22 protein-coding genes are annotated in these 24461 nt (G+C 59.0%); 8 read left to right on the top strand and 14 right to left on the bottom strand.

Annotation, left to right across the window (positions count from 1 at the left end):
- The first annotated feature begins 91 nt into the window (after positions 1-91).
- The 4 genes from CGERO_RS07510 to CGERO_RS07495 all read left to right on the top strand — a co-directional run bounded on the left by CGERO_RS07510 (position 92) and on the right by CGERO_RS07495 (position 4522).
- A complete protein-coding gene (locus CGERO_RS07510; RefSeq protein WP_123934713.1) occupies positions 92-817 on the top strand; it encodes a hypothetical protein in 726 nt (241 codons plus the stop codon).
- A 139-nt stretch (positions 818-956) separates the two neighbouring features.
- The gene (locus tag CGERO_RS07505; protein ID WP_123934711.1) at positions 957-2306 is read left to right on the top strand and encodes a Na+/H+ antiporter family protein; all 1350 of its coding nucleotides are present in this window, start codon (positions 957-959) and stop codon (positions 2304-2306) included.
- A 156-nt stretch (positions 2307-2462) separates the two neighbouring features.
- Complete coding sequence (locus CGERO_RS07500; RefSeq protein WP_123934709.1) at positions 2463-2669, top strand: CsbD family protein; 207 nt, start codon at positions 2463-2465, stop codon at positions 2667-2669.
- Positions 2670-2839: 170 nt separating this feature from the next.
- Complete coding sequence (locus tag CGERO_RS07495) at positions 2840-4522, top strand: alpha-keto acid decarboxylase family protein (RefSeq protein ID WP_123934707.1); 1683 nt, start codon at positions 2840-2842, stop codon at positions 4520-4522.
- A gap of 31 nt (positions 4523-4553) precedes the next feature.
- Here CGERO_RS07495 and CGERO_RS07490 read toward each other — a convergent pair whose 3' ends face one another.
- Positions 4554-5576 carry a PTS sugar transporter subunit IIC gene (locus CGERO_RS07490; protein ID WP_123936046.1) on the bottom strand — a complete coding sequence of 341 codons (1023 nt, stop codon included), beginning with the start codon at positions 5574-5576 and terminating at the stop codon, positions 4554-4556.
- A gap of 335 nt (positions 5577-5911) precedes the next feature.
- Here CGERO_RS07490 and CGERO_RS07485 point away from each other — a divergent pair, with 335 nt between their 5' ends.
- A complete protein-coding gene (locus tag CGERO_RS07485) occupies positions 5912-6187 on the top strand; it encodes a YrhK family protein (RefSeq protein ID WP_123934706.1) in 276 nt (91 codons plus the stop codon).
- 98 nt (positions 6188-6285) lie between these two features.
- Here CGERO_RS07485 and glnA read toward each other — a convergent pair whose 3' ends face one another.
- On the bottom strand, positions 6286-7722 hold the full coding sequence (gene glnA / locus CGERO_RS07480; protein ID WP_123934704.1) for a type I glutamate--ammonia ligase: 1437 nt from the start codon (positions 7720-7722) through the stop codon (positions 6286-6288).
- Between the two features lie 167 nt (positions 7723-7889).
- On the opposite strand from glnA, the gene CGERO_RS07475 reads away from it, so the two are divergent.
- Positions 7890-8393, top strand: coding sequence for an RDD family protein (locus CGERO_RS07475; RefSeq protein WP_123934702.1), 504 nt, complete (start codon positions 7890-7892; stop codon positions 8391-8393).
- Positions 8394-8459: 66 nt separating this feature from the next.
- On the opposite strand, the gene CGERO_RS07470 is transcribed toward CGERO_RS07475, so the two are convergent.
- From CGERO_RS07470 to CGERO_RS07435, 8 genes are all read right to left on the bottom strand, one after another.
- Positions 8460-9236 carry a DUF4191 domain-containing protein gene (locus CGERO_RS07470; RefSeq protein WP_123934700.1) on the bottom strand — a complete coding sequence of 259 codons (777 nt, stop codon included), beginning with the start codon at positions 9234-9236 and terminating at the stop codon, positions 8460-8462.
- A gap of 32 nt (positions 9237-9268) precedes the next feature.
- Positions 9269-10324, bottom strand: coding sequence for a lipoyl synthase (lipA, locus tag CGERO_RS07465; RefSeq protein WP_123934698.1), 1056 nt, complete (start codon positions 10322-10324; stop codon positions 9269-9271).
- A 10-nt stretch (positions 10325-10334) separates the two neighbouring features.
- A complete protein-coding gene (lipB, locus tag CGERO_RS07460; protein ID WP_123934696.1) occupies positions 10335-11123 on the bottom strand; it encodes a lipoyl(octanoyl) transferase LipB in 789 nt (262 codons plus the stop codon).
- A gap of 75 nt (positions 11124-11198) precedes the next feature.
- The gene (gene gcvH / locus CGERO_RS07455; protein ID WP_123934694.1) at positions 11199-11591 is read right to left on the bottom strand and encodes a glycine cleavage system protein GcvH; all 393 of its coding nucleotides are present in this window, start codon (positions 11589-11591) and stop codon (positions 11199-11201) included.
- 51 nt (positions 11592-11642) lie between these two features.
- Positions 11643-12749 (bottom strand): glycine cleavage system aminomethyltransferase GcvT, encoded by a 1107-nt coding sequence (gene gcvT, locus CGERO_RS07450; protein WP_123934692.1) that lies wholly within the window; start codon positions 12747-12749, stop codon positions 11643-11645.
- A gap of 9 nt (positions 12750-12758) precedes the next feature.
- A complete protein-coding gene (gene gcvP, locus CGERO_RS07445) occupies positions 12759-15587 on the bottom strand; it encodes an aminomethyl-transferring glycine dehydrogenase (protein ID WP_123934690.1) in 2829 nt (942 codons plus the stop codon).
- A 173-nt stretch (positions 15588-15760) separates the two neighbouring features.
- The gene (gene sucB / locus CGERO_RS07440) at positions 15761-17854 is read right to left on the bottom strand and encodes a 2-oxoglutarate dehydrogenase, E2 component, dihydrolipoamide succinyltransferase (protein WP_123934688.1); all 2094 of its coding nucleotides are present in this window, start codon (positions 17852-17854) and stop codon (positions 15761-15763) included.
- A 162-nt stretch (positions 17855-18016) separates the two neighbouring features.
- Positions 18017-19504, bottom strand: coding sequence for a leucyl aminopeptidase (locus CGERO_RS07435; protein ID WP_123934687.1), 1488 nt, complete (start codon positions 19502-19504; stop codon positions 18017-18019).
- A gap of 116 nt (positions 19505-19620) precedes the next feature.
- On the opposite strand from CGERO_RS07435, the gene CGERO_RS07430 reads away from it, so the two are divergent.
- Complete coding sequence (locus CGERO_RS07430) at positions 19621-20721, top strand: branched-chain amino acid aminotransferase (protein WP_123934685.1); 1101 nt, start codon at positions 19621-19623, stop codon at positions 20719-20721.
- A 17-nt stretch (positions 20722-20738) separates the two neighbouring features.
- Here CGERO_RS07430 and CGERO_RS07425 read toward each other — a convergent pair whose 3' ends face one another.
- From CGERO_RS07425 to CGERO_RS07410, 4 genes are all read right to left on the bottom strand, one after another.
- Positions 20739-21554 (bottom strand): adenosylcobinamide-GDP ribazoletransferase, encoded by an 816-nt coding sequence (locus tag CGERO_RS07425; protein WP_123934683.1) that lies wholly within the window; start codon positions 21552-21554, stop codon positions 20739-20741.
- 2 nt (positions 21555-21556) lie between these two features.
- Entirely contained in the window at positions 21557-22621 is a 1065-nt protein-coding gene (gene cobT, locus CGERO_RS07420; protein WP_123934681.1) for a nicotinate-nucleotide--dimethylbenzimidazole phosphoribosyltransferase, read from the bottom strand.
- Positions 22622-22683: 62 nt separating this feature from the next.
- Positions 22684-23208, bottom strand: a complete 525-nt coding sequence (locus tag CGERO_RS07415; RefSeq protein ID WP_123934679.1) for a bifunctional adenosylcobinamide kinase/adenosylcobinamide-phosphate guanylyltransferase — start codon at positions 23206-23208, stop codon at positions 22684-22686.
- A 7-nt stretch (positions 23209-23215) separates the two neighbouring features.
- Complete coding sequence (locus CGERO_RS07410) at positions 23216-23863, bottom strand: DUF3043 domain-containing protein (RefSeq protein WP_123934677.1); 648 nt, start codon at positions 23861-23863, stop codon at positions 23216-23218.
- A 202-nt stretch (positions 23864-24065) separates the two neighbouring features.
- On the opposite strand from CGERO_RS07410, the gene CGERO_RS07405 reads away from it, so the two are divergent.
- Positions 24066-24410, top strand: a complete 345-nt coding sequence (locus CGERO_RS07405) for a HesB/IscA family protein (protein WP_123934674.1) — start codon at positions 24066-24068, stop codon at positions 24408-24410.
- Positions 24411-24461: the final 51 nt, after the last annotated feature.

Below are 24461 nucleotides of genomic sequence, written 5' to 3'. Positions count from 1 at the left end.
TTTCAGAAGTCTCCTCGGAGAACCTGGCGTCGCCTAGCGTCCAAGCAGCCAGGCCGAGGTACGTCGAAACTTTCAGCCTGAAGGAATGAACATGAAATCACGCCCCCGCCATGCCAAGCGCAACGCCACTTTGAGCCTGAGCGTCGCAGCGGCAGCGCTTGTCGTTGTCCCCGTTGCGCAAGCCGTCACCGTACCGCTGCAAGGAGTGCCCGATAGGACCCAAATCAGCGTCCAGACACCCGTTGGCATCAACGCCGCTACCCCAAATGCGAATGAATCGCGCCCGGCGTTGTCTCTATCCAAGCTCTACCTCGGCTACTGGGTTTTGCACCATGGTGCCCCGGAAGATCAGGCGAAGGTGGAGCAGATGATCCGCTTTTCCGATGACAACATCGCCACAGAGCTGGACCGGAAATACCCGCAGGCGATCCCGGAGGTGATCGCTCAATTCGGGCTCACTACCACGCACTACAACGGTTTCTGGGGCAACACCACCACTTCGACGAATGATATGACCACCTTCCTGCAGGCCATCGCAATGGATCCTGTTGCTTGGCCACTGATCAACGGTATGCGTACCGCCTCTCCCGTGGCAGCCGATGGTTATCACCAGGATTATGGCACCGCGACTCTGCCTGGCATCTGGGCCACAAAGTTTGGTTGGTCGGATGATCGCCAGAGTGTGCATGCCACCGCAAGCTATGGTCCGGGATTCGTGATTGCTGCGAATACCGACGGTCCGAGCGAGCAACTCACCCAGGATGTGCAGGCAGTGCGCGTTGTTCCAGATCTGGGCAGTGCTGCACTCGTGCCTTAAATATTTTCAGCGCAGCACCCGGGCGGACTTCCTCTCATTACGTGTGCCTTAGAATGCCGCGCAACAGCGTATTCAAAGCGGTACCCCAAGCGGGGTAGAAATGTGGAATATGCGCTTGGCTTGATTAAATTGATTGCCTATGAACGCAGTCCTCATTGCCGTGGTAGCCATGCTCGTCTTGGCGCTGCTACGGGTGCACGTTGTCATCTCGCTGTTCCTCGGCGCCCTCATCGGTGGCCTCATCGCCGGGCTCGGCATTGATCAGACCATGATCGCCTTCGAAGACGGTCTCGCCGGTGGTGCAAAGATCGCACTCAGCTACGCACTGCTGGGTGCTTTTGCCATGGCGGTGTCCTCCTCCGGGCTTCCGCAGATGCTTGCAGATTGGATCATGAACAAAGTTGGGGTGGAGTCTGATGTCGCCCGAGCCCGAGCTGTCGCGGTGACCAAGTGGCTGATGCTGCTGGGCATTTTGGCGATGAGCATCATGAGCCAAAACCTCATTCCAGTGCACATTGCATTCATCCCGCTCATCGTGCCGCCGCTGCTGGCCGTGATGAATAAGCTGCGCATCGACCGCAGGCTCGTGGCTTGTGTGATGACCTTCGGTCTGGTCACCACTTATATGTGGATTCCACTGGGCTTTGGCTCAATCTTTCTGAACGACATTCTGCTGGGAAATATTGAGCAGGCGGGGATGAGCACTCAAGGAATCAACGTGCTGCATGTGATGGCCATTCCCGCGCTTGGCATGTTGGTTGGCCTGCTCATCGCTGTGTTCTTCAGTTACCGTCGGCCCCGCGACTATCAAAACGTCGACATCACAGAGCACACGCACGCAGGTGCGATATCGCGCTACAAGGTGATCGTCTCCGTTATTGCCATCATCGCCACCTTCGCGGTGCAGGTGTGGATGCAGGCGGTGGGAACTGAGGCAGACTCGTTATTGATCGGCGCGCTGGTTGGTCTGGCCATTTTCATGGGCACAGGTGCGGTGCACTGGAAGCATGCCGATGACGTATTTAGCCAAGGTATGCGCATGATGGCGCTCATCGGCTTCATTATGATCACCGCGCAAGGCTTCGCCTCGGTCATGAAGGCTACGGGCGAGGTTGAGGGGCTGGTCACGGCCTCGGCAGAGCTCTTCGGTGATTCCAAAGGCATGGCGGCGTTCTCCATGCTCCTGGTTGGTCTGATCGTCACCATGGGCATCGGCTCCTCTTTCTCAACATTGCCGATCATCGCCACCATCTACGTTCCTTTGTGTGCAACGCTTGGCTTTTCTCCCGCGGCTACCGTTGCCATAATCGGTGCTGCAGGTGCGCTTGGCGACGCCGGCTCGCCCGCATCTGACTCGACCCTCGGCCCTACCTCTGGTCTCAATGCCGATGGTCAGCATGACCACATCCGGGACACGGTGATTCCAACGTTCCTGCACTACAACCTGCCGCTGCTGGCCTCCGGTTGGATTGCGGCGATGGTGTTGTAATCTATGCGCATGATTGCAACTTTGTAACAGTTCCCTTAAAAAACCCTTTGAGGGAACTGTTCGGCCAAAACTTTGGGCTATGGTTGGTGATCAACGGCGTGAGTGTGAAAGCGCCCACGTTGAAGTGAATATACAAACAACTTTTAGGAGGCTCTCATGAGCGATTTCGAGAACAAGGCAGAAGACCTCGGCGGCAAGGTGAAGGAAGGCTTCGGCGACGCTACCGGTAACGATGACCTCAAGAACGAGGGCAAGGCTGACCAGGTGAAGTCCGACGTTAAGGAAGCTGCCGAGAATGTTGGCGACAAGGTGAAGGAAGCTGCTGACAAGGTCATCGGCGCCTTCAAGGGTGACGACAAGTAAGTCGCACTCCACATAGCACCGAGTCTCTAATGCGCGAAGTTGCGTATTAGAGACTTTTGCTTTCCCAGGTCGAGCAGGACCCCTTCACAAAATGTGTGATCTGCACTACAATGGCAATGTCATTCACTAACACCTAGCAGTGAGACGCACTTGGAAAGGAAGGCTGCACCTTGAGCGAAACGCCAACGTATACCATCGCCCATTACCTCTTTGACCGTTTAGCGGAGCTCGGATGCGAGCACGTTTTCGGGGTGCCCGGCGACTACAACATGCCCTTCTTGGACGTAGCAGACGATCACCCACAGTTGCAGTGGGTGGGCAACGCCAATGAGCTCAATGCTGCCTATGCAGCCGACGCTTATGCTCGCGCCAAGGGCATCGGCGCGTTGGTCACCACCTATGGCGTGGGTGAGCTGTCTGCCATCAACGGCATCGCTGGCTCTTTCGCCGAGTACGCACCGGTGCTTCACATCGTGGGCGCGCCGAAGGCGTCCATGCAAAGCGAACACCAGCGCTTGCACCATTCGCTCGGTGACGGCGACTTTGACCACTTCCATCAGATGCATAAGCACGTCACCGTCGCCAGTGCCGTGATTACGCCGCAAAATGCGCCCGCCGAGATTGACCGCGTGCTGCGGGAGGTCGTCCAGCATTCCCGCCCCGGTTATCTCTTGTTGGCGCCTGACATTGCCGCGCAAGAGGTGTATCGCCCGGCGGACCCGCTTCAAGGGCTCGAAAGCCATTCATCTCCAGGAGCGGTTGCGGCATTCCGCGAAGCCGCTGCGGAAATGCTCGACGGCAAGCGTGTGAGCATTTTGGCGGATCTGTTGGTCCATCGCCTCAAGGCTCGCGATCATTTCGACCGCCTCGTGGCTGCCACCGAGGGCGTACCGTTGAGCACCCTGGCGTGGGGAAAATCGCTTGTAGACGAGTCCTCCGCCCGCTTCGCTGGTATCTACGCTGGTGCGGCATCTCAGCCCCATGTCCGGGAGTGCGTAGAGGACGCCGAGGTGGTGGTATGCGTTGGAGTGCTATTAAACGACACCACCTCAGCAGGCTTTACTCAAAACCTTGATCCGCAAAAGCTTATCGACGTCACCCCCGGCGTCAGCTTCGTCGGTGAGCGAGCGTTCTCTCCGCTGCGCATGGCAGATGCTATCGATGTGCTCACAGAGCTGGCCGAACAGCACCCGTGGAGGGGCCTAGACTCAAAAACGCTCCCGGAACGCGCATACAACGGTGCTGAAGACGAACCCATTCGACAAGATGATCTATGGGGCATCGTTGCTGAATACATCAAACCGGGTCAATCCGTGCTGGCAGATCAGGGCACAGCCTTTTTCGGCATCGCCACGGAACGTTTGCCCAAGGATGCTTTCTTCATCGGCCAACCCATGTGGGGCTCGATCGGTTATACCTTGCCCGCTGCACTGGGTGTGGCGATTGCGCGCCCAGAAGATCGCGCGGTGCTGCTCATTGGTGACGGTTCCGCGCAACTGACGGTCCAAGAGATCGGAACGATGCTGCGCGAGAAGGTCAATCCGATCATCGTGTTGATCAACAACAACGGCTATACCGTGGAGCGCGCCATCCATGGACCTGAACGCGGCTACAACGACATTGTCGCCTACGACTGGGCGAAACTTCCGGAAGTCTTCGGCGGCAATGCGGAAAATTACCGCGCCCTGGAGGCCAGCACGCCTGCGGAACTGCGTTCGGCGCTGCAGCAGGCACAAGGGGACGTCGACAAGCTTGTTCTCCTGCAAGTGCATACCAAGAAGATGGATCTTCCCGTGCTTCTTCGATCTGTGGCCAGGGTGCTGCAGGGCAAGCCGCCGCACGGGGATGACTAAAAAGCCCCGCTCAGAAAGCGGGGCAGTGGTCTTAGACGAAGTCGAGGCGGTAATGATCCGGGCGGATGATGCCCGCGCGCTCGAAGAGTCGTACGAACACGATGGAGAGCAGCAAGGGCACCACAATGAAGATGCCGATGATGATCAGCACGTTTCCGAAGGTCCAACCCCAGCCCTCTGCGTTGAGCGCGGTGACTGGCCCCACCAGGCCGGAGATACCGAAGCCCGCAGAAATCGGCGTGCCGGAGATACCCAGCCAGCCGCCGATTGCGCCCACGATAGCCGAGGTGCACAAGATGGGAAGGAAGTTCAGCGGGCGACCCATGATATTGGCCATGTGTACCTTTGGTGAGCCAATCACGGGCAACAGGGACGCGGCCACAGGATTCGCGCGCCAACCGGCAACACACACGCCGAAGGATGCGCAGACACAACCCAGGTTCGCGGTACCAGAAGCAACACCGGCGAGGAAGATCGCCGTGGCGATTCCCACCGTGGAAATTGGGCTCAGGATGAGGAAGGCAAACACCATCGCCATGATGGCGCCCATCAAAATCGGCTGAAGATCTGTGGCACCCACGATGACCTGGCCAAGCCAGCGGCTGAACACGTTGACTACAGGATAGGTGACCAACCAGCCGATGCCGCCTGCAACCACCACCACGATCATGGGCAGGAACAACACAATGTACTGGCCAAGCTTCGGCCCAATGTACTTGGCGAGCAACACGGCGATGGCGGCGGTGACACCGGCGTTAATCACCAAACCGGTGCCCTGAAGGTGGAAGCCACCGTCTGGATCCACCTTCGCCACACCTGAACCCAAGACGGCGGCTACAGCAACCGTGGCGTTTTGGATGGGGTTCAGTTTGAACTGCATGCCCACGAGGAAGCCGATGATCGCGGGCAGCATGGAAGCTGACAGTGCGATGAGCGCGAGGAACTGCTGCAGCGACGGGTAGGAGGGGACAAGGGCTTTGAGCAACTCGCCAAGCAACGCCTGAGGAACAAGTGCCACCACCACGGCAATGGAAATGCCGTTGAGCACCTTCATGGTGAAGCTGCCCACGGTTTCTCGGCTCGGGGGAGTGGTGGAAACATTCGGATTAGCTACTGGCTGCTGCGGCTCCTTGGCCGCGTGTGTCGCTGCAGTGGTCATAATTGCGTCATCTTTCATCCTTGAAAAACGGTCAGGGTAGGTTGCCTGCGGGCGCAGACCCCTTGACTGATAGCGCAGTGGGATTCCATTTTGTTATCAGTTCGATGCAAAAATGTACCGCTTTGTTCGTCCGGAGCCTAAATCCTGCCCCTGATATCGCCCCTACTCGGATGGTCCTGCCGGGCTCTCAAGGTGCGGGGTTCGAGCATGGCGCGGGATAAACTTCGGGCATGTCAAGATTTTTCGATCCCCGCAATGCCCTCAAATCCAAGGAACATATTGAAGTGGCGGCTATCTATGAGCTTGCCTATACCATTGTCGATGTGATCGCTGCCCTCACGTTTTTGGTTGGCTCCTTCTTCTTTTTCAGCGATTCGACGATGGTAGCCGGAACTTGGTTGTTCGTGATCGGCTCGGTGCTGTTCGGCTTGCGACCATGCATCCGTTTGGTGAAGGAATACAAGCTGATGAAGATCGGGGATTTCGCGGACGCGGCCTCAGTGTGAGGTTGAGCGCCATCGGCTTGATCCTCGGGGCGGGTTACTCCCTTCAGGAAAGCCGAAAGGCGGCAAGCGTCGTGCTTGCCGCCATAACGGGGTGGTGATTAGCAGTCGTAGTACAGCTCGAACTCCTGCGGGGTGGGGCGCAGGCGAACCGGGGTGATCTCGTTGTCGTACTTCAGCTTGATGTAGGTGTCAATGAGATCCTCGGTGAACACGTCGTTGTCGGTGAGGAACTCGTGATCCTCTTCCAGAGCCTTGAGCGACTCCACCAAGGAGGTGGGTGCCTGCGGGATGGAAGCGGCTTCCTCCGGGGGCAGTTCGTAGAGATCCTTGTCCACGGGGGCATGCGGCTCGATGCGGTTCTTGATGCCGTCGAGGCCGGCGAGCATCATGGCAGCGAAACCAAAGTAGGGGTTGCCCGATGGGTCCGGCGCACGGAATTCGATGCGCTTGGCCTTCGGGTTGGAGCCTGTGATCGGGATACGCACGGCTGCGGAGCGGTTGCGCTGCGAGTACACCAGGTTGATCGGGGCCTCGAAGCCGGGAACCAGACGGTGGTAGGAGTTCAGCGTCGGGTTGGTGAACGCCAGCACTGCGCCTGCGTGGTGCAGGATGCCGCCGATGTAGTAGCGGGCGATATCGGAAAGTCCTGCGTAACCGGCCTCGTCGTGGAACAGTGGCTTGCCGTCCTTCCACAGCGACTGGTGGGCGTGCATGCCCGAGCCGTTGTCGCCGGCCAGTGGCTTCGGCATGAAGGTGACGGATTTGCCGTGCTGCACGGCGGTGTTCTTGATGATGTACTTGAAGGACTGTAGGTCGTCAGCAGCGTGCAGGAGGGTATTGAACTTGTAGTTGATTTCCTGCTGGCCGCCGGTGCCCACCTCGTGGTGGAAACGCTCGATCTCGAACCCGCACTGCATGAGATTGCGCGTCATTTCGTCGCGAAGCTCAAGGGTCTGATCGTATGGGGGGACCGGGAAGTAACCGCCCTTGAGGCGAGTTTTGTAACCAAGGTTGGGGGTGCCGTCGAGCTTGGTGTCTTTGCCGCGGTTCCACCAGCCTTCGTCTGAGTCAACCTCGTAGAATCCGGCGTGTGCGTCGGTGGCGTAGCGAACCTTGTCAAAGAGGTAGAACTCAGCCTCGGCACCGAAGAAGCAGGTGTCGGCGATGCCGGTGGATGCCAGGTATTCCTCTGCCTTGCGTGCCACGTTGCGCGGATCGCGGGAGAAGGGCTCGCGGGTGAAGGGGTCGTGGACGAAGAACTTCATGTTCAGCGTCTTGGACTTGCGGAAGGGGTCGATCTTAGCGGTGGCGAGGTCCGGCAGCAGGTTCATGTCGGATTCGTCAATGGTGGTGAAGCCGCGAACGGAAGAGCCGTCGAAGGCGAGGCCTTCTTCAATGGCGTCTTCGTCGAGGATATTCGCGGGGATCGAGAAATGCTGCTCGATGCCGGGAACGTCCGTGAATCGGATATCGATGAATTCGACTTCTTCGTCCTTGATGAACTTCAGAACGTCGTCAGCGGATTGAAATGCCACGATGTCTCCTAATAACCACGGGCCGGTGCCGGGGTCGGTTGCGTTGTGCTGTGCCCGGTGTGGGTACAGCAACGAGTGTAATCACTTTTCTATAGCCTGACCAAAATTCGTAGAACTTCTGAGGCGCACTCACCACTATCCTAACCAAACTATTAAGGTGAAGGCCTATGAATAGCTCTGAAAAAAAGCCCCGCAAAGGCGCAGGAACCCCCAAACGTAGCTGGCTCGATGGCCCCCAAATCCCCGCGCAATTCGACGGCGAACGCCCAGCACGCTGGCCCGGAGAGCACCTAGGCTTGCCCAAATCCGGGCCCGGAGCACTTGCCTCGGTCATGCGACGCACCGGCGGCGTGTTCATCGATTGGTTTCTATGTCTCATCCTCGCCAACGGCGTCGTGACCCTCACCAGCGCGCTCGGCGGCGTCTCCACCGTCACCCCCATGATCTACCTCATCATCGGGGTGCTCTCCGTCTGGCTTTTTGCCCGCACCCCAGGTCAAGCGGTGCTCGGCATGGGGGTCGCTCGCGTTGACGCCAACGAGCGCGTCAACTTCCTTCGCGCCTTCGCTCGCACCTTCTTCACCCTTTTCATCTTCCCCGCAGTGCTTGTCGACGCCGACGGTCGTGGTATCCACGACCGAGCCACCGGCACCGCTGTCGTCTTTGGCTAATGCGCCAGCAGGGCGGGTGCGGGGCGTCGAAAAGCCAAAAAATCCCGCCCTAAGGCGGGAGGAGGGCTAGCCCTTCTTGTTGCGCTCAGCGGCGCGGCGAGCAGCGCGATTCATGCCGGACATCTTGCCGCCACCGGGCAACGGCCCCTTGGGAAGCGGCTGACCGGAATTCACCGCGTCCATAGCCTCCAGGCGACCAGCGATCTGATACACCTCATCCTTCTTGTAGCGCTTGGGCATCTTCATCAAGTGGCGCTGCAGGTTCTTCAGAGGTACCTGATCCTTCTCGGAACCAACCGTTACAACCTCAACCGGCACGCCGGGCACCAGCTTTTCAATGCGGCGCTTTTGTTGGTTTACCAAATTCTTCAGGTGATTGGGGTTGCCTTCGCCGACCAGTACCACGCCGGACACACCCACAACGCGGTGCAGGACATCCATCTGGCGGGTCATCGCCACGGCAGTCTTCGTACGCCAGGCAATGCCCATACCGGAGCGGAGATTCTCCAGAGCCCAACCAGCGGCACCAGTTTGGCCATCGGCGCGGTCGTACACACTGTTTTGCAGACGGCGGCTAAACAGCCACATGGCAAGCGCTGCACCAAAGCTCAAGCCCACGATGAGCATGATCCACTGGCCGCCCCACCAAGAACCAAGGAGGAAGAACAGCAATCCCATGCCCAAAAACGCCGCAAGCATGATCGGCACAAGGGCCTTGTCCTGCTTGCGCTGCATCTGGAATGCCTGCCAGATTTGCTTACGGGTGTTCTTGCGCTGCTCGCGCTTCGCCCGCTTCTGAGCCTTCTTGGCTTCCTTGAAATCCTGATTCTTCGAATCTGCCATGTTGAATAACCTTACAAGCTCCGCAGGTGGGATTAGGAATTGGCGCGCGAGGACGTCACCGGGGTGTCCTCGGAGGCACCGTACTTCTTTAGCAGCGTGGTGGCTTCCTGCGCAGTCGATCCGTGTGCGGTTTGCGCGAGGTGGCTCAGGTGCTCGGGGAGTTGTTCGCCACGGGACTCCAGAGCCTCCGCGTAGAGCTTGCCTGCGCGGTAGGAAGAACGCACCAAGGGGCCAGACATCACGGCGCCAAAACCGATTTCGCGGGCGTAGTCGGCGTGCTCGATGAACTCCTCAGGCTTCACCCATCGGTCGATCGGATGGTACATCGGGCCGGGGCGCAGGTACTGGGTGATGGTGATTATGTCGCAGCCAGCGTCGTGGAGATCACACAGCGCCTCCCGGATTTCTTCCACAGTCTCACCCATACCCAGAATCAGGTTGGACTTGGTTACCAAACCATAATCACGAGCTTGGCGGATTACATCGAGGGAACGCTCATAGCGGAAGGCGGGGCGGATTCTCTTGAAGATGCGAGGCACCGTCTCCACGTTGTGCGCGAACACTTCGGGGCGCGATTCAAATACCTGCTCCAGCAGCTCGGGCTTGCCAGAGAAGTCCGGCACGAGGTTTTCCACGCCGGTGTTCGGGTTGAGCGCGTGGATCTGGCGCACCACTTCCGCGTAGAGCCAAGCGCCTTCGTCTTCGAGGTCGTCGCGGGTCACGCCGGTGATAGTGGAGTAGTTGAGCTGCATCTCGCGCACCGATTCAGCAACGCGGCGTGGCTCGTCGCGGTCCAGTGGCTCCGGCTTGGCGGAATTGATCTGGCAGAAATCGCAGCGTCGTGAGCAATTGGCGCCGCCGATGAGGAAGGTGGCTTCGCGGGATTCCCAGCATTCGTGGATATTGGGGCAACCGGCCTCCTGGCACACGGTGTGCAGGCTGGCACCAGAAACCTTCTTCTTCATGTCCTGATACTCGGGCCCGGTTTTCACCGCGGTACGAATCCAGCGAGGCTTGCTCTCGATGGGAGTTTGAGAGTTGCGAGCCTCAACTCTTAACAGTTTGCGTCCTTCGGGTGCAGTAGTCACCCCACGTACCCTACTCGTCTGTAGAAGAACCTGCCGAAGTGCCCCTTGACTTGCGCTTGAGCCCTTTCGTGGGATCGGGAGCAATATCGAATGTGTGATCCGCCACCACAAGTTCTCCGGCGAGAGCTCGCCTGACCTCAGTCACGAGTGGCTGCGTCATGTCCTCGGTGCTCACCTCACGCCTAAGTTCTTGGCTCATGGTGGTCACACCTGCATCGTCGATGCCGCAGGGAATGATGTGTTCATAGAACTCCAAAGTGTTATTGCAGTTCAATGCCAGTCCGTGCATCGTCACGCCACGAGTAATACGGATGCCTAGCGCCGCCACCTTGCGGTGCTGCCCGCCATTCGTGCCGGGCACCCATACCCCGGAACGGCCATCAATGCGTCCGGCGGTGCTGATTCCGGCTTGGCGAACCGTCTGAATCAACGCCTCCTCCAAACGCCGCACATAATCCACCACGTCCACGGGCTCCGCCAAGCGGATAATTGGATAGATCACCAGCTGCCCCTCACCATGCCAAGTAATCCGCCCGCCACGATTCACGTCGATCACTGGCAGCCCATTGGTGGGACGATCTTCTGGTTGTGTACGTTTGCCGGCGGTGTACACGTTGGGGTGTTCAAGCACGAGCACCACATCGCCAATTTCTTCACGGGCTCGCTGCGCCGCCAGTTCGGTCTGCATATCGAAGGCCTGCTGATAATCTATGGTGCCCAAGCATCGCACCTCAATGGGCTCTTTGGAGGCTCGAATTGATTTGTGGGCCGGGAAGAACGGTTCGCGCGGGGCTGTCATGGGCAACAAGGCTACTCCCAACACAAAAGGCGCCGCATATCAATGCGACGCCCTGAAGTTCTGTGTCCGCCAGTGTTAGCTCACGCCATTGGCCTCAGCGTACTCATCGGCGCTCATCAGCTCGCCCACGGACTCCACCTCGACTTCGAACAGCCAGCCTTCACCGAAGGGGTCGTTATTGACCACAGCATAGTCGTCGTGAACAGCGTCGTTGACGGCGGTCACGGTTCCGGTGACGGGGGAGTAGAGGTCAGAGACGGACTTCGTGGATTCCACTTCACCACAGGTCTCGCCTGCTTCTACGGTGTCGCCGACCTCTGGTAGTTCAGCGAACACCACTTCGCCTAGGCGATCGGCGGCAACGGAGGTGATTCCCACGCGCACGGTTTGGCCCACGACCTCATCGGCGGCGGCGTTGATCCACTCGTGATCCTCGGAATATGAGAATGCTTCTGGCAAGTTGGACATGTTCTTTTCCTTTCAGTTCTTTCAAGCTTTTCGACGTTCCCACGCCAGCGCTTACTTAGCGCGCCTATAAAAGGGCAGCGCCGCCACCCTGAAGGGCAAACGCTTGCCGCGCACATCAGCTTCAAGCTGGGTGCCCTCGGCTGTGTGCTCGCGATCCACGTACGCCAATGCGATGGGGTGGCCCAAGGTTGGAGATGGCTGCCCGGAGGTGACCTCGCCCACCTGCTGATCGCCGACAAAGAGCGCTGCCCCGTGGCGGGCGGCGCGGCGTTGCTCGGAGCTCAGTCCCACCAGAAGCTGCTGTGGTTCCGCGGCGCCCAGCATGGCATCCTTTCCCACGAAGTCGCCTTCCTTCTTCTTGCTCACCAGCACCCTCAGGCCCGCATCGGCCGGCGTGCGTTGCAGGCTGAGCTCATTGCCGTAGAGCGGCATTCCTGCCTCCAAGCGAAGCGAATCACGAGCTGCCAAGCCGCAGGGGGTGAGGCCGAAGTCCTCGCCCATGGTGGAGATGGCTCGCCACAAATCAGCGGCCTCCTCATTAGGGATGTAGAGCTCGAAACCGTCCTCACCTGTGTAGCCGGTGCGCGCCAGCAGCGCGCGGTGGCCAGCAACCACGAGCGGAATTGCAGCGTAGTAGCTGAGTTCCTGCACCTTCTCTGCGTCCTCGGGCTGAACAAGGGCCTCCACTAATGCGGCAGAGTTCGGACCTTGCACGGCGATCAGGGCTGTGGAACGGGATTCGTCGACAAGCTCAACATCGAAATCTTTCGAACGCTGCTGAAATTCCTTGAAGACGGTTTCGGCGTTACCCGCGTTCGGGACGACCAGGAATTCTTCCTCACCAAGACGATAGCTAATCAAATCATCGATGATGCCACCGTCGTAATTGACGATCATCGAATACTTCGCCTTGCCAACCTTCAGCGCAGAAAGCTGAGAGACCAGAGCAAAGTCAAGGAACGCGGCGGCGTCCGGGCCGGTGACACGAACCTCGCCCATGTGTGAGAGATCAAAGATGCCACAGGACTCACGTACAGCGCGGTGTTCGGCGAGTTCGGAGCCGTATTTCAGCGGCATATTCCACGCGCCGAAAGGGGTGAAGCTGGCGCCGAGCTCCTCGTGAATTTCATGTAAAGGTGACTGCAAAAGTTCGCTCATTGTTCGCTCCTATCCAGTGCAGCAGAAGTTACGGTCGCCATAGGCCTCGTCCAGGCGGCGAACCGGCGGGAAATACTTGGCTTCGCGCAGCGTGTCTACCGGGTACACAGCTTCGCTACGGCTGAAGGCATAAGGCCATTCATCGCTGCAAGCAATCTCAGCCGTAAATGGCGCGTGGCGCAGCATGGATTCCTCGTAGTCGGTGTTGCCCTGCTCAATCTGCGCAATCTCCTTACGGATGGTGTGCATGGCTTCGATGAAGCGATTCAGCTCGGCTACGTCCTCGGACTCAGTTGGCTCCACCATCAGTGTGCCCGCCACGGGGAAGGACAAAGTGGGCGCATGGAAGCCGAAGTCGATCAGGCGCTTGGCTACATCGGTGGCGGTCACACCAGTAGCGTCGGTGAGCGCGCGCAGATCCAGAATGCACTCATGCGCCACCAAACCACCGGGGCCCGTGTACAGCACGGGGAAATCCTCATGCAGCGCTTTGGCAATGTAGTTGGCGTTCAAGATGGCTTGGGCGGTGGCGTCTCGAAGTCCTCGCCCACCCATCATCGCGATATAAGCCCAAGAAATTGGCAGCACGCCCGCAGAGCCGTAGCGCGCAGATGCAATGGGCACACCGGCGTCGCCGGGCGCAGGGCAGTGAGGATCGGTGCTCAAGGGATCGGCAGGCAAGAAAGGCACGAGGTGCTCGGCCACGCACACCGGACCAACACCCGGGCCGCCACCGCCGTGAGGGATGGTGAAGGTCTTGTGCAGATTCAGGTGCGAGACATCGCCGCCGAACTCACCTGGCTTGGCAATGCCGGCGAGGGCGTTCATGTTGGCGCCGTCGATATACACCTGGCCGCCGTGAGCGTGAATCTTCTTGCACACCTCCCGCACGCTGGCTTCAAATACTCCGTGCGTGGAGGGATATGTAATCATGATGCCGGCTAGGCGGTCCCCAACCTTCTCAATCTGGGCATCAAGATCGTCCAGATCAATAGATCCTTCCTTGGGATCATTCTTGACCACCACGACGTTCATGTTGGCCAGCTTCGCCGACGCCGCATTGGTGCCGTGTGCAGAGGTGGGAATCAGCACCACGTCACGCTGGTCTTCGCCGCGCGCCACGTGATAGCGACGAATCGCCAACAGGCCCGCGAGTTCGCCTTGAGAACCCGCATTCGGCTGCACCGAAACTTTCGCGTATCCGGTGATCGCTTCAAGCCACTGCTCGAGCTCCTCAATCAAATGACGCCAGCCCTTGGTGTGATGCTCAGGTGCAAAGGGGTGGACATTGGCGAATCCCGGCCAGGAAATCGGCTCGAGCCCCGCTGTGGGATTGAGCTTCATTGTGCAGGAACCGAGCGGGATCATGGTGCGATCCAGCGCGAGGTCGCGATCTGAAAGCTTGCGCAGATAACGCAGCATTTGAGTTTCAGAATGCATCGAGGAAAAGACCGGGTGGGTCAACGTCTCACTAGCTCGCCGGAGAGCCTCGGGAATGCGGCTGCAGGAACCTGACTGGGCATCCTGCGCGGCAACGCCGAATACTTCTGCGAGCGTGCGCACGTCATCTTCCGAAGCGGATTCGCCAAAGCTCACGCTGACCTTGTCCTCGCCGATGGCGCGCAGCAGGTAGCCAGCTTCTTCTGCCTTTTGCACGATCGCCTGGGCGCTACCGGGGGTATGAACCGTGACCGTGTCAAAGAAGTGCTCCTGGGCAAGCTCAACAGAGCCAGAGACGGCGGCGGCGAAGCTGCATGCGCGCTCATGTACTCGTTGCGCCATCCGCTTGAGCCCATCGGCACCATGCCAAATGGCATACATCGTGGCGGTGACGGCCAGGAGAGCTTGTGCCGTGCAGATGTTGCTCGTGGCCTTCTCACGGCGAATATGTTGCTCGCGAGTCTGTAGTGCAAGACGCAGCGCGGGGTTGCCCTCAGCATCGCGGGCGATGCCAACCACGCGGCCGGGCAGTTGGCGGGTGAGCTTCGCGGTCACGGCCATGAACGCGGCGTGCGGGCCGCCAAAGAATAGCGGCACCCCGAAGCGTTGTGAAGAGCCAAACGCCACGTCCGCTCCCAAAGTGCCCGGAGATTCCAGCAACTGCAGCGCCAGCAGATCACAGGCCACGGCGGCGAGGCCACCTCGGGAGTGAATATCCTCAATCGCTTGGCGGATATCCGCGACGTCTCCTTTGGTGCCGGGATATGCCAGCACCACGCCGACTAGATCCTCGCCGACCAAGCCTTCGGAAGCGTTGGTGATTTCTACTTCAAGCGCGAGAGTACGGGCGCGCTCTGCGGCAACGGCGAGCACCTGAGGGTGGAGACGCTCATCAAGGATTACGCGGTTGCCTTTGCGGCCGACTCTCGCCATCAGTGCCACGGCTTCGGCGGCGGCCGAGGCCTCGTCGAGAAGTGAAGCTCCAGCCACCGGCAGACCGGTGAGCTCGCTGACCATGTTCTGGAAATGCAGGAGCGCTTCGAGGCGGCCCTGGGAAATTTCCGGCTGGTACGGGGTGTATGCGGTGTACCAGGCCGGGGATTCGAGCACGTTGCGCCGGATCACAGGGGGCGTGGACGTTTCATGAAAGCCCTGCCCGTAGAAAGGTTTGAGCACCACATTCTCAGCGGCGTATGCGCGCAGGCGATCCAGTGCCTGATCTTCGCTCAGCGCCGCGGGAAGCTCTAGTGTCTCAGCGTGTATATCGTTTGGGACGGCGGCGTCAATGAGCGCCTGAAAAGAATCGAAGCCCAGGCCTTGCAGCATCTCGCTGCGATCACCGGCTGTTGGGCCGAGGTGCCGGGCTAGATATGGCGAGGTGGTGGATGTTGAACCCATGAACCTAGTGTCTCCTCACAACGGTGTATGTAGTGACCCTCGTCATTATAGGGGAGTTTGGGTGGGTTGGTTCACGGGATTGCCGTCCGTTGTCAGCGCGAGATGTCAAACACCCCGCCACCTGCTTGCTTGAAGCGGGGGTGGCGGGGTGGGGGGCTGTGCGGCGAATCGAACTAGAGGTTCAGATCCGATTCGAAGTCGCCGGTTTCCAGACGATCCTTGATCGTTGCGGTGAAACGGCCTGCGTCTGCGCCGTCTACGATCTGGTGATCGTAGGAGAAGGGCAGGTAGCACATCTGGCGGATCGCAATGGCGTCTACGCCGTGCTCGGTAACAACCACGGGGCGCTTCTGGATAGCAGCGGTGCCCAGGATGCCTGCCTGCGGCGGCACGAGGATCGGGGTGTCGGACAATGCACCTTCGGAACCAATATTGGTGATGGTGAAGGTAGCGCCCGAGAGATCCTGTGGCTTCAGCTTGTTGTTGCGAGCCTTGTCTGCCAGGTCAGCAATGGCCTGAGCCAATTCCGGCAAGGTCTTCTCCTGTGCCTTGTGGATCACCGGGGTGAGCAGACCACGCGGGGTGTCCACAGCGATCGCCACGTTGACGTCCGCGTGGTAGGTCATTTCCTTGGTCTCCGCGTTGTATGACGCGTTGACGTTCGGGTGGCTGACCAAAGCTTCAACTGCGGCCTTCACAAAGAACGGCAAGTAGGTGAGGTTCAGACCGTACTTCTCCTTGAAGGCAGGCTTTGCGTTCTTACGCAGCTCGGCAACCTTGGTCACGTCTACCTCTTGAAGGTGGGTGAGCTGTGCGGAGATCTGCAGTGCCTCAACCATCTTCTTGGCAGTGATCTCGCGAATACGAGAGACCTTCTGGGTGGTGCCAATCAGTTCAGCCTTGGCAGGATCCACAGACTTGGTGGACCAGTTGGAGCGCTCGCCCTTCGGAGCCTCCTGCTTGGCTTCTTTCGCAGGAGCTTCCTCAGCGGAACCGCCTTCAGCAGCAGCGAGCACGTCCTGCTTGCGGATTCGGCCGCCGATGCCGGTGCCCTCGATGGAGTTCAGATCTACGCCGTGCTTGTCGGCAAGCTTGCGTACCAGTGGGGTGACATAAGGAACCTTGCCGGTGTTCTTCTTGGCAGGCTTCTCCTCGGTCTTTTCGGTCTTCTCAGCCTTGGGCTCAGGCTTTGGCTCTTCCTTCGCCTCGGGCTTCTCCTCAGCTTTTTCTTGCTTGGACTCTTCCTTGGGCTCTGGCTTGGATTCGCTCTTGGCTGCGGAGGCGTCGCCGATGCGGACGATCACTTCGCCAACATCGACGGTGTCGTCTTCTTCGGCGAGGATTTCGAGGATGGTGCCTGCAACCGGGGAAGGTACTTCGGTGTCGACCTTGTCGGTGGATACCTCGAGCAGTGGTTCATCGACCTCGACGGTGTCGCCGACGGACTTGAGCCACTGGGTGATGGTGCCTTCGGTGACGGATTCGCCGAGCTCAGGCATTTCCACGTCGGTAGCTTCACCGGAACCGGAGGCGTCAGAGGGCGAAGACTGAGCGGATTTCGCCTCTTCGACGGTGTCGTTCTGATCCTTGTTCTCAGCTTCCTGGATGGCTTCCTCAGAAGGAACGTCGCGCTCTTCTTCAGGCTTGTCTTCCTTGGGCTCTGGCTTGGATTCGCTCTTGGCTGCGGAGGCGTCGCCGATGCGGACGATCACTTCGCCAACATCGACGGTGTCGTCTTCTTCGGCGAGGATTTCGAGGATGGTGCCTGCAACCGGGGAAGGTACTTCGGTGTCGACCTTGTCGGTGGATACCTCGAGCAGTGGTTCATCGACCTCGACGGTGTCGCCGACGGACTTGAGCCACTGGGTGATGGTGCCTTCGGTGACGGATTCGCCGAGCTCAGGCATTTCCACGTCGGTAGCTTCACCGGAAGCGCTGGAAGACTCCTGCTTCGGCTCTTCCGTAGGCTCCTCAGCGGGCTTTTCTTCAGCAGCCTTCTCGTTGGAGCTGCCGGAATCGGAGGCTTCGTCGGCATCGCCAATGATGGCGATCACTTCACCAACGTCAACGGTGTCGTCTTCCTCGGCGCGGATCTCCAAAATGGTGCCTGCGACGGGGGAGGGAACCTCGGTATCGACCTTGTCGGTGGATACCTCAAGTAATGGCTCATCGACCTCGACAGTGTCGCCGACGGACTTGAGCCACTGGGTGATGGTGCCTTCGGTGACGGATTCGCCAAGCTCAGGCATCTCTACGGAGTGCGCCATGTGAAAAGACTCCTCGAAAGTTTGCGTAATCGAACGTATATATCTTCAGACAGTACCGTGTTTTGGGCGCGAATGTGACCTTGACCAAGCAAGCGCAGGACGTCAAGGCGTTCTTGCTTGTCCACGCCCCACGCCCCGCACTTGATTCTGGGCCTGGCGTGATTACTGCGCTAGGTGCTCAAGCCCAGCTAGGAAGGTGCGCACGGGAGCGCCGGTACCGCGTTTGGGGGTGTAACCATAGGCGCTGGAAGCATAGGCAGGGCCTGCGATATCGAAGTGCACCCACTCCACACCTTCACCAACGAAGTTGCTGAGGTACCAGGCAGCCACCATCATGCCGCCGAAGCGATCTCGGGCAATATTTTGCAGATCCGCCACGGGCGACTTGATGGCCTCACCCATCTCCTCAGGCATTGGCATGGCCCACGCATTCTCTCCTACTTCGTTGCCTTTATCGGCCATGAAGTCGCGGAAGTCATCGGAGCCCATGACACCTGCTGTGCGGCTGCCGAGCGCCACCAACTGTGCGCCGGTAAGGGTGGCAACCTCGATCAGATAATCTGGCTCGTCCTCCGATGCGCGCGCGATGGCGTCGGCAAGCACCAAGCGCCCCTCTGCATCGGTGTTCAGGATCTCGGAGGTGAGCCCACCGTAGTGGGTGATCACGTCGCCTGGGCGGTAAGCACCGCCGCCAGGCATGTTCTCAGCCAGGGGGATAGTGGCGGTGACCTCGACGGGCAGTTGCAAACGCGCAGCACCGACGATCGTGCCAACCACCGCTGCAGAACCGCCCATGTCCGAGATCATGTCGTCCATCGACGCGCCCGGCTTGATGGAAATGCCGCCGGTATCGAAGGTGATGCCCTTGCCCACCAACGCCACGCGCTTCTTGGCATGCTCGGGAGACCAACGCAGGCGGACCAGCCGCGGCTTTCGAATTGATCCCCCGCCAACAGCCACGATGCCGCCGAAGCCTTTCTGCCGAAGTTGCTCATAGTCGAGAACCTCAACCTCAAGATCATAGGTTTCAGCCAGTGTTACGAGCTCGTCTGCGTATGACTCGGGATAAAGGTGGGAGGAGGCGGTGTTCACCAGATCTCGGGCAAGCATGACCGATTCGGCGTTGATGACGCCCCTCTCGAATTCCTTTTGGTCTTCCTCCGCACCCACGAAACTGACAGTGCCCACAGGGGTCTTGCCTGATTCTTTGGAGCGGATACCACGGAAGTTGTAAGCGCCGAGGAGAAAGCCCTCGACCACTGCCTGCATGCCAAAGTTGCCGAAAGTGACCGCGGCGCTGCTCACTCCGGAAAGCGAGCGTGCGGCTTGACCGCATGCGCGGCGAAGCTGCTCGTCGTTGAGTTCTTCGGCTTCACCGAGTCCCACACCAAGCACGAAATCAGCGCTAACTCCTTCTGGAGCCGGAACTCTCGTGAGCTGTCCATGCTTGCCTTCAGCACCGAGTACCTGGAATGAGCGCAGCAATGCATCTGAGTGCTCGCGCTGCAGCTTTTCGGTACCGGCGAGTTCGAGCAAATCCTCCGAAGAAAACAGCGCGACGATCAAAGCGTGGCTGTGATCAGGGAGCTTCTCTGCGAACTCAGCCCTGGTATGGCTTCCGCTGGATGGGAGGTTGGTCGAAATTGTCATATCAATCACCTTGGGTTGCGCGTTGTTTTTTCCTTGGCTGCGAATGTTGTTCGCAGCACACTTCTTCAAGACTAATCAACTGCCCTCGAGCATGGGGACGTGTACCTTGAAATACTATGAGCGACCTTTCATTTAGCATCCATAAAACAGAGAATCCCACCTCCAAAGAGCGCCTGGAAGAAATTTTGGCCAATCCAGGCTTTGGCAAGCACTTCACCGACCACATGGTGACCATCGAGTGGAATGAAGATGAGGGCTGGCACAACGCCCAAGTTCGTCCTTATGCACCATTCCAACTGGATCCCGCAAGCTCGGTGCTTCACTACGGTCAAGCAATCTTCGAAGGCATCAAGGCCTACCGCCACAAAGACGGGCACATCAAGACCTTCCGTCCCGAGATGAACGCACGGCGTATGCAGCGCTCAGCCGAACGCCTCGCTATGCCCGAACTACCCGAAGAGCTCTTCATCGAATCCCTGCGACAACTCGTCGCAATCGATCAGGCTTGGGTGCCAAAGGCCGGCGGGGAAGAAGCCCTCTACCTGCGTCCCTTTATGATCGCTACCGAGACTACGCTGGGCGTTCACCCTTCTGCCAGCTACACCTACTGCGTGATCGCCTCACCTGCTGGTGCGTATTTCTCCGGCGGCATCACTCCAGTGTCCGTGTGGCTTTCCGAGGACTACACGCGTGCCTGCCCTGGCGGCACCGGGGCGGCAAAGTTTGCCGGGAACTATGCGGCTTCATTGGCAGCCCAAGCGCAGGCTGCTGAAAAAGGTTGCGACCAAGTGGTGTGGCTGGACGCCATCGAGCACAAGTACATCGAAGAAATGGGGGGCATGAACCTATTCTTCGTCATGGGCTCCGGCGAAGACGCGCACGTTATTACCCCGCAGCTATCCGGCTCATTATTGCCGGGAGTCACCCGCGATTCCCTGCTGCAGGTAGCACGCGATCACGGTTACAGCACCGATGAGCGTCTCATTTCCACCGCCGAATGGCGCCAGAGCGCGGAAAACGGAGAGATGAGCGAGGCCTTCGCATGTGGTACCGCGGCAGTGGTGACACCGGTTGGCACCGTGAAATCAGCGGAAGGCACCTTTGAAGTCTCTGGCGGCAAAACAGGCAGCATCACTATGGAGCTACGTGAGGCACTCACCGGCATTCAGCGTGGCAGCGTGGAAGATACTCACGGCTGGATGCATACCCTGGTGTAACTCATCGCAGCCAGGCGCTACATCGCCAGCAACACCAACGCAATGGTGGTGCAAAGGTGAATGACAAAACCGCAGCAGTCGCCGTTGAGCCCTTCGAAGCGGCGATTGCAGTGTGCGGCGAGCAACGCGCCAGCGACCGCTACCAGCACTAGCGTGAGCAGCAATGCAGTGGCTAAGCCCAGGCTGATCAGTGCTATCAGCGCAAACAACAGGGCATAGCCAAGTAACCAAGCCACAATATGCCAGGTGAGCACTGTCCCAATGATCTGCGCACCGAATCCGCCCGGGCGCATTGGAGCGTAGCGGTTGTGGCATACAAAGAGCACCCCCAGCCTGCCAATCGACGGTCCCGCGATCACCGCAAGCATGAGCTGCCAGAAGGGGAGTTCGGAGGAGATGAGTGCGCTTATCGACGCCACCTGCGCCAACAGTGACAGCAATCCCGCACCTGCGCCGATGAGTCCGATGTGCGGATCCGAAAGAATGCTCCGTGCCTTTTCTCCTTGGGCGTAGCTGCCAAGCGCGTCGGCGACGTCGCCAAGCCCGTCGAGGTGCATGAAACGCCCGAATAATTCCATCGCGACTACCGCCAATACAGCAATCAACAACGCGGAGGTGCCCAGCGCAACTCCTGTGGCTATCACGAGTGCCGCGAGCAACCCATAGACCATTCCAACAAAAGGTACCGAGCAAATCACTCGACGTCCTGTGATCCGATCGAAGGCGCTAGCCCCCTTGATCGGGAGAATCGTCAGCCAACTGAGCGCTGTTGATGGTCCTTCGATAAAGGCGATTCCGTGCGAACCTTCGACGAAGTCAACTTTGTCCGACATACCTAGATGCCGCGCTCTGGAGGAACCGCGTCGCGCCCGGATACTTGAGCGGACTCGAAGGTTGCCATGTCGTTCATGATGGCGGTGGCCATGTGCACAAAGGGGACAGCAGCAGCAGCCCCGGATCCCTCACCCAGACGCAGTCCCAGACGCACGAACGGATCTAGTTCCAAGTACTCGAGAGCGAACTTGTGGGCGGGCTCAGCAGACTGGTGCCCAGCCTGCATCCAGTGGCGTGCCCCGGGGGCAAATTGCTCCGCCAGCAGCGCTGCGGCGGTTACTACGACCCCATCCAAGAGCACAGGGGTGCGCCGTACTGCAGCTTGAGCCAAGAAGGCTGCCATCGCCACCAGTTCAGGGGAAGTAACGCTACGCGCGAGATCCAGAGGTGCGTGACGGAAGTCGCGAGCGCGGAACATCGCGTCGCGGACGGCGGCGACCTTGCGCATCCACCCTTCATCATCCACGCCCGAGCCACGGCCGGTTACCACGACCGGTTCCTGGCGAGTGAGCAGGCCAATGATCACCGCCGACGGGGTCGTGTTACCGATACCCAGATCGCCAGCCATGAGCAGATCCGCGCCGGAATCGACTTCCTCGTCGGCGATGCGCTTACCAATTTCAATGGCTCGCACCAGCTGTTCGTCACTCATGGCGTCCTCGCGATCAATAGAACCGCAGGACTTGGATACACGTTCATCGCCAAAGACATCGTGGTTCAGGGAAATGTCAGCCACCCGCACACCCGTGCCTGATTGATTCGCGATCACATTCACACCCGCGCCACCGCGGCGAATATTCTCCGCCATTTGAATCGATACCTCGATGGGGTAGGGGGAGACATTCTTCGTGGCAATGCCGTGGTCACCGGCAAAAACAACGAGCCGGGGGCGCAGAATTTTTGCAGGTGGTACTTGTGCCTGGCAAGCAGAAAGCCACACGCCGAGGTCCTCCAGACGCGCCAGTGACCCTGTCGGTTTGGTGAGGTTGAGCTGGAACTCGCGAGCCTCACGTTCATGTTCCGCGCTCGGTTGCTGGATTTTTGGGAAGAAGTCTGAAACGTGCATCTCCACTCTTTCACTGGGCTCTAGTTGCGTGTTGAGAAGATCGAGGATCCTCTGGTTGAAAACTATGCCTTCAACTCTAGCGTTTGGCCCGCGATCACCAGCAGCACACGATCGCTTTGTCCGGCCACCATCTGATTCAAGCTCCCCAGCGCGTCACGAAACGCCCTGGCGCTTGGGTGCTCGGGAATCACGCTCATGCCAACTTCTGCGCTGACCATAATGACATCCGCAGAAGCTGCTGCGAGCGCTTCACAAAGCTCTCGTTCTAGCGAGGGCAGCAGTGCCATGGGCGAGTCCCAGGCATTAGCTGCGTCGATGCGGGCGGTGAGCCAGGTCGCCAGATCGTCGACAAGCAAGATCCCGGTGCTGTGCTGGGCTAGACATTCGCATAGGTCACGTTGATCCTCGGTTGTCCAGTGCGAAGGCCTGCGTTGGCGGTGCGATGCGATTCGCGCTTTGAAGTCCGCATCGAATTCTTTGCCGAAGGGGCGTGCCGTTGCCACATAAACGCAATCGGCGTCACCGACGAGAGATTCGGCGACGCCTGATTTACCTGAACGGGCACCCCCAAGAATGAGTGTGCGCATGGGGCAGTTACTTTACTTTCTCGCCCAGAGCCACGCGAGGCTTCGGGGTGCGCCAGCGACGAGGCTGCGTCGCGCGCGAATATGCGTAGAAACCGATGGAGGAGCCGCGCAAAGTGGTGTCGGGGAACTTCTCACGGGTGGCCTTGGAAGCAGAGCGGCCAAGCACGATGCCTTCAACCAGGAACGCGAGCATCATGAGCATCGCAGCCATGGACACGATGCTGGCGAACTTCGGTGCCCACTGGCCGATGAAGAGCACAAGCAACAAGATGAGCGCAACCGGCATCACGAAGTTGGAGGTGTAGCGCCGCGAATCGACAAAGTCACGGACAAAGCGTTTCTCCGGCCCCTTATCGCGATCAAGTAGATACTTTTCCTCGCCGCGGTCCATCGCAGCTTGAGCCTCGCGAGTACGCTGCTTGCGCTCTTCCTTCTGCTTCGCCTTATATGCCCTCCACTCCTCGGAAGACATCTTGGCTTTGAGCTCTTTGCGCTCTTTTCGTGATTCTCCCCAAGACTTCTGTGGCGCAAAACGAGCTTCGAATGTGCCTCCGTGCTGCTCTGCCTCCTTGCGCTTTGGCGTGGGCTTGCCCTTCTTAGGGGTATACCCCTTGGGCAGGTTCTGCTGAGCGTTATTGTCCTGAGATTGCTTCACGCCTCATAGAGTACAAGGTTGCTGAAGCAATTCGGGAATAGGTTGCAGCCGTACACCGTTGTGTCCGCCGTAAGCGTGCAATAGATGGCGCGCTGGAAAACAAGTAGCGTAGGCTACAACCATCAACCGTTCTTTCATTCGAAAGTTTGAAAATTCGGTGGCGTTTCACAGCAACAAACAGTAACGAGGAGAACCTCCACTCATGACCACTGCAAACACCAACACTGGTGTCATCCTCACTGAGGCTGCGGCCTCCAAGGCGAAGGCTCTGCTGGATCAAGAAGGCCGCGACGATCTTTCCTTGCGCATTGCTGTTCAGCCAGGCGGTTGCGCTGGACTTCGTTACCAGCTTTACTTCGACGACCGCGAACTTGACGGCGACAAGGAGGACGTCGTTGGTGGCGTGCGCCTCGTAGTGGACAAGATGTCCGTTCCTTACCTCACCGGCGCCAAGATCGATTTCGCCGACACGATTGAGTCGCAGGGCTTCACTATCGACAACCCCAATGCCGGCAGCTCCTGCGCATGTGGGGACTCTTTCAACTAAGCCGCGTCGCGCAATAAAAACACCCGCTTCCCCTACTTTGGGGCGGCGGGT

It is taken from the genome of Corynebacterium gerontici (genome assembly GCF_003813985.1).
In the GTDB taxonomy this organism is placed as follows: Bacteria; Actinomycetota; Actinomycetes; order Mycobacteriales; family Mycobacteriaceae; genus Corynebacterium; species Corynebacterium gerontici.
This window is presented reverse-complemented; position numbering and strand designations above follow the sequence as displayed.

What these genes read in the sequence shown, in the direction of transcription:
- CGERO_RS07510 (WP_123934713.1), top strand. Translation starts at nt 92, where the DNA reads ATGAAATCACGCCCCCGCCATGCCAAGCGCAACGCCACTTTGAGCCTG.
- CGERO_RS07505 (WP_123934711.1), top strand. Translation starts at nt 957, where the DNA reads ATGAACGCAGTCCTCATTGCCGTGGTAGCCATGCTCGTCTTGGCGCTG.
- CGERO_RS07500 (WP_123934709.1), top strand. Translation starts at nt 2,463, where the DNA reads ATGAGCGATTTCGAGAACAAGGCAGAAGACCTCGGCGGCAAGGTGAAG.
- CGERO_RS07490 (WP_123936046.1), bottom strand. Translation starts at nt 5,576, where the DNA reads ATGAAGGTGCTCAACGGCATTTCCATTGCCGTGGTGGTGGCACTTGTT.
- CGERO_RS07485 (WP_123934706.1), top strand. Translation starts at nt 5,912, where the DNA reads ATGTCAAGATTTTTCGATCCCCGCAATGCCCTCAAATCCAAGGAACAT.
- CGERO_RS07475 (WP_123934702.1), top strand. Translation starts at nt 7,890, where the DNA reads ATGAATAGCTCTGAAAAAAAGCCCCGCAAAGGCGCAGGAACCCCCAAA.
- CGERO_RS07470 (WP_123934700.1), bottom strand. Translation starts at nt 9,236, where the DNA reads ATGGCAGATTCGAAGAATCAGGATTTCAAGGAAGCCAAGAAGGCTCAG.
- lipB (WP_123934696.1), bottom strand. Translation starts at nt 11,123, where the DNA reads ATGACAGCCCCGCGCGAACCGTTCTTCCCGGCCCACAAATCAATTCGA.
- gcvH (WP_123934694.1), bottom strand. Translation starts at nt 11,591, where the DNA reads ATGTCCAACTTGCCAGAAGCATTCTCATATTCCGAGGATCACGAGTGG.
- gcvT (WP_123934692.1), bottom strand. Translation starts at nt 12,749, where the DNA reads ATGAGCGAACTTTTGCAGTCACCTTTACATGAAATTCACGAGGAGCTC.
- gcvP (WP_123934690.1), bottom strand. Translation starts at nt 15,587, where the DNA reads ATGGGTTCAACATCCACCACCTCGCCATATCTAGCCCGGCACCTCGGC.
- sucB (WP_123934688.1), bottom strand. Translation starts at nt 17,854, where the DNA reads ATGGCGCACTCCGTAGAGATGCCTGAGCTTGGCGAATCCGTCACCGAA.
- CGERO_RS07435 (WP_123934687.1), bottom strand. Translation starts at nt 19,504, where the DNA reads ATGACAATTTCGACCAACCTCCCATCCAGCGGAAGCCATACCAGGGCT.
- CGERO_RS07430 (WP_123934685.1), top strand. Translation starts at nt 19,621, where the DNA reads ATGAGCGACCTTTCATTTAGCATCCATAAAACAGAGAATCCCACCTCC.
- CGERO_RS07425 (WP_123934683.1), bottom strand. Translation starts at nt 21,554, where the DNA reads ATGTCGGACAAAGTTGACTTCGTCGAAGGTTCGCACGGAATCGCCTTT.
- cobT (WP_123934681.1), bottom strand. Translation starts at nt 22,621, where the DNA reads ATGCACGTTTCAGACTTCTTCCCAAAAATCCAGCAACCGAGCGCGGAA.
- CGERO_RS07415 (WP_123934679.1), bottom strand. Translation starts at nt 23,208, where the DNA reads ATGCGCACACTCATTCTTGGGGGTGCCCGTTCAGGTAAATCAGGCGTC.
- CGERO_RS07405 (WP_123934674.1), top strand. Translation starts at nt 24,066, where the DNA reads ATGACCACTGCAAACACCAACACTGGTGTCATCCTCACTGAGGCTGCG.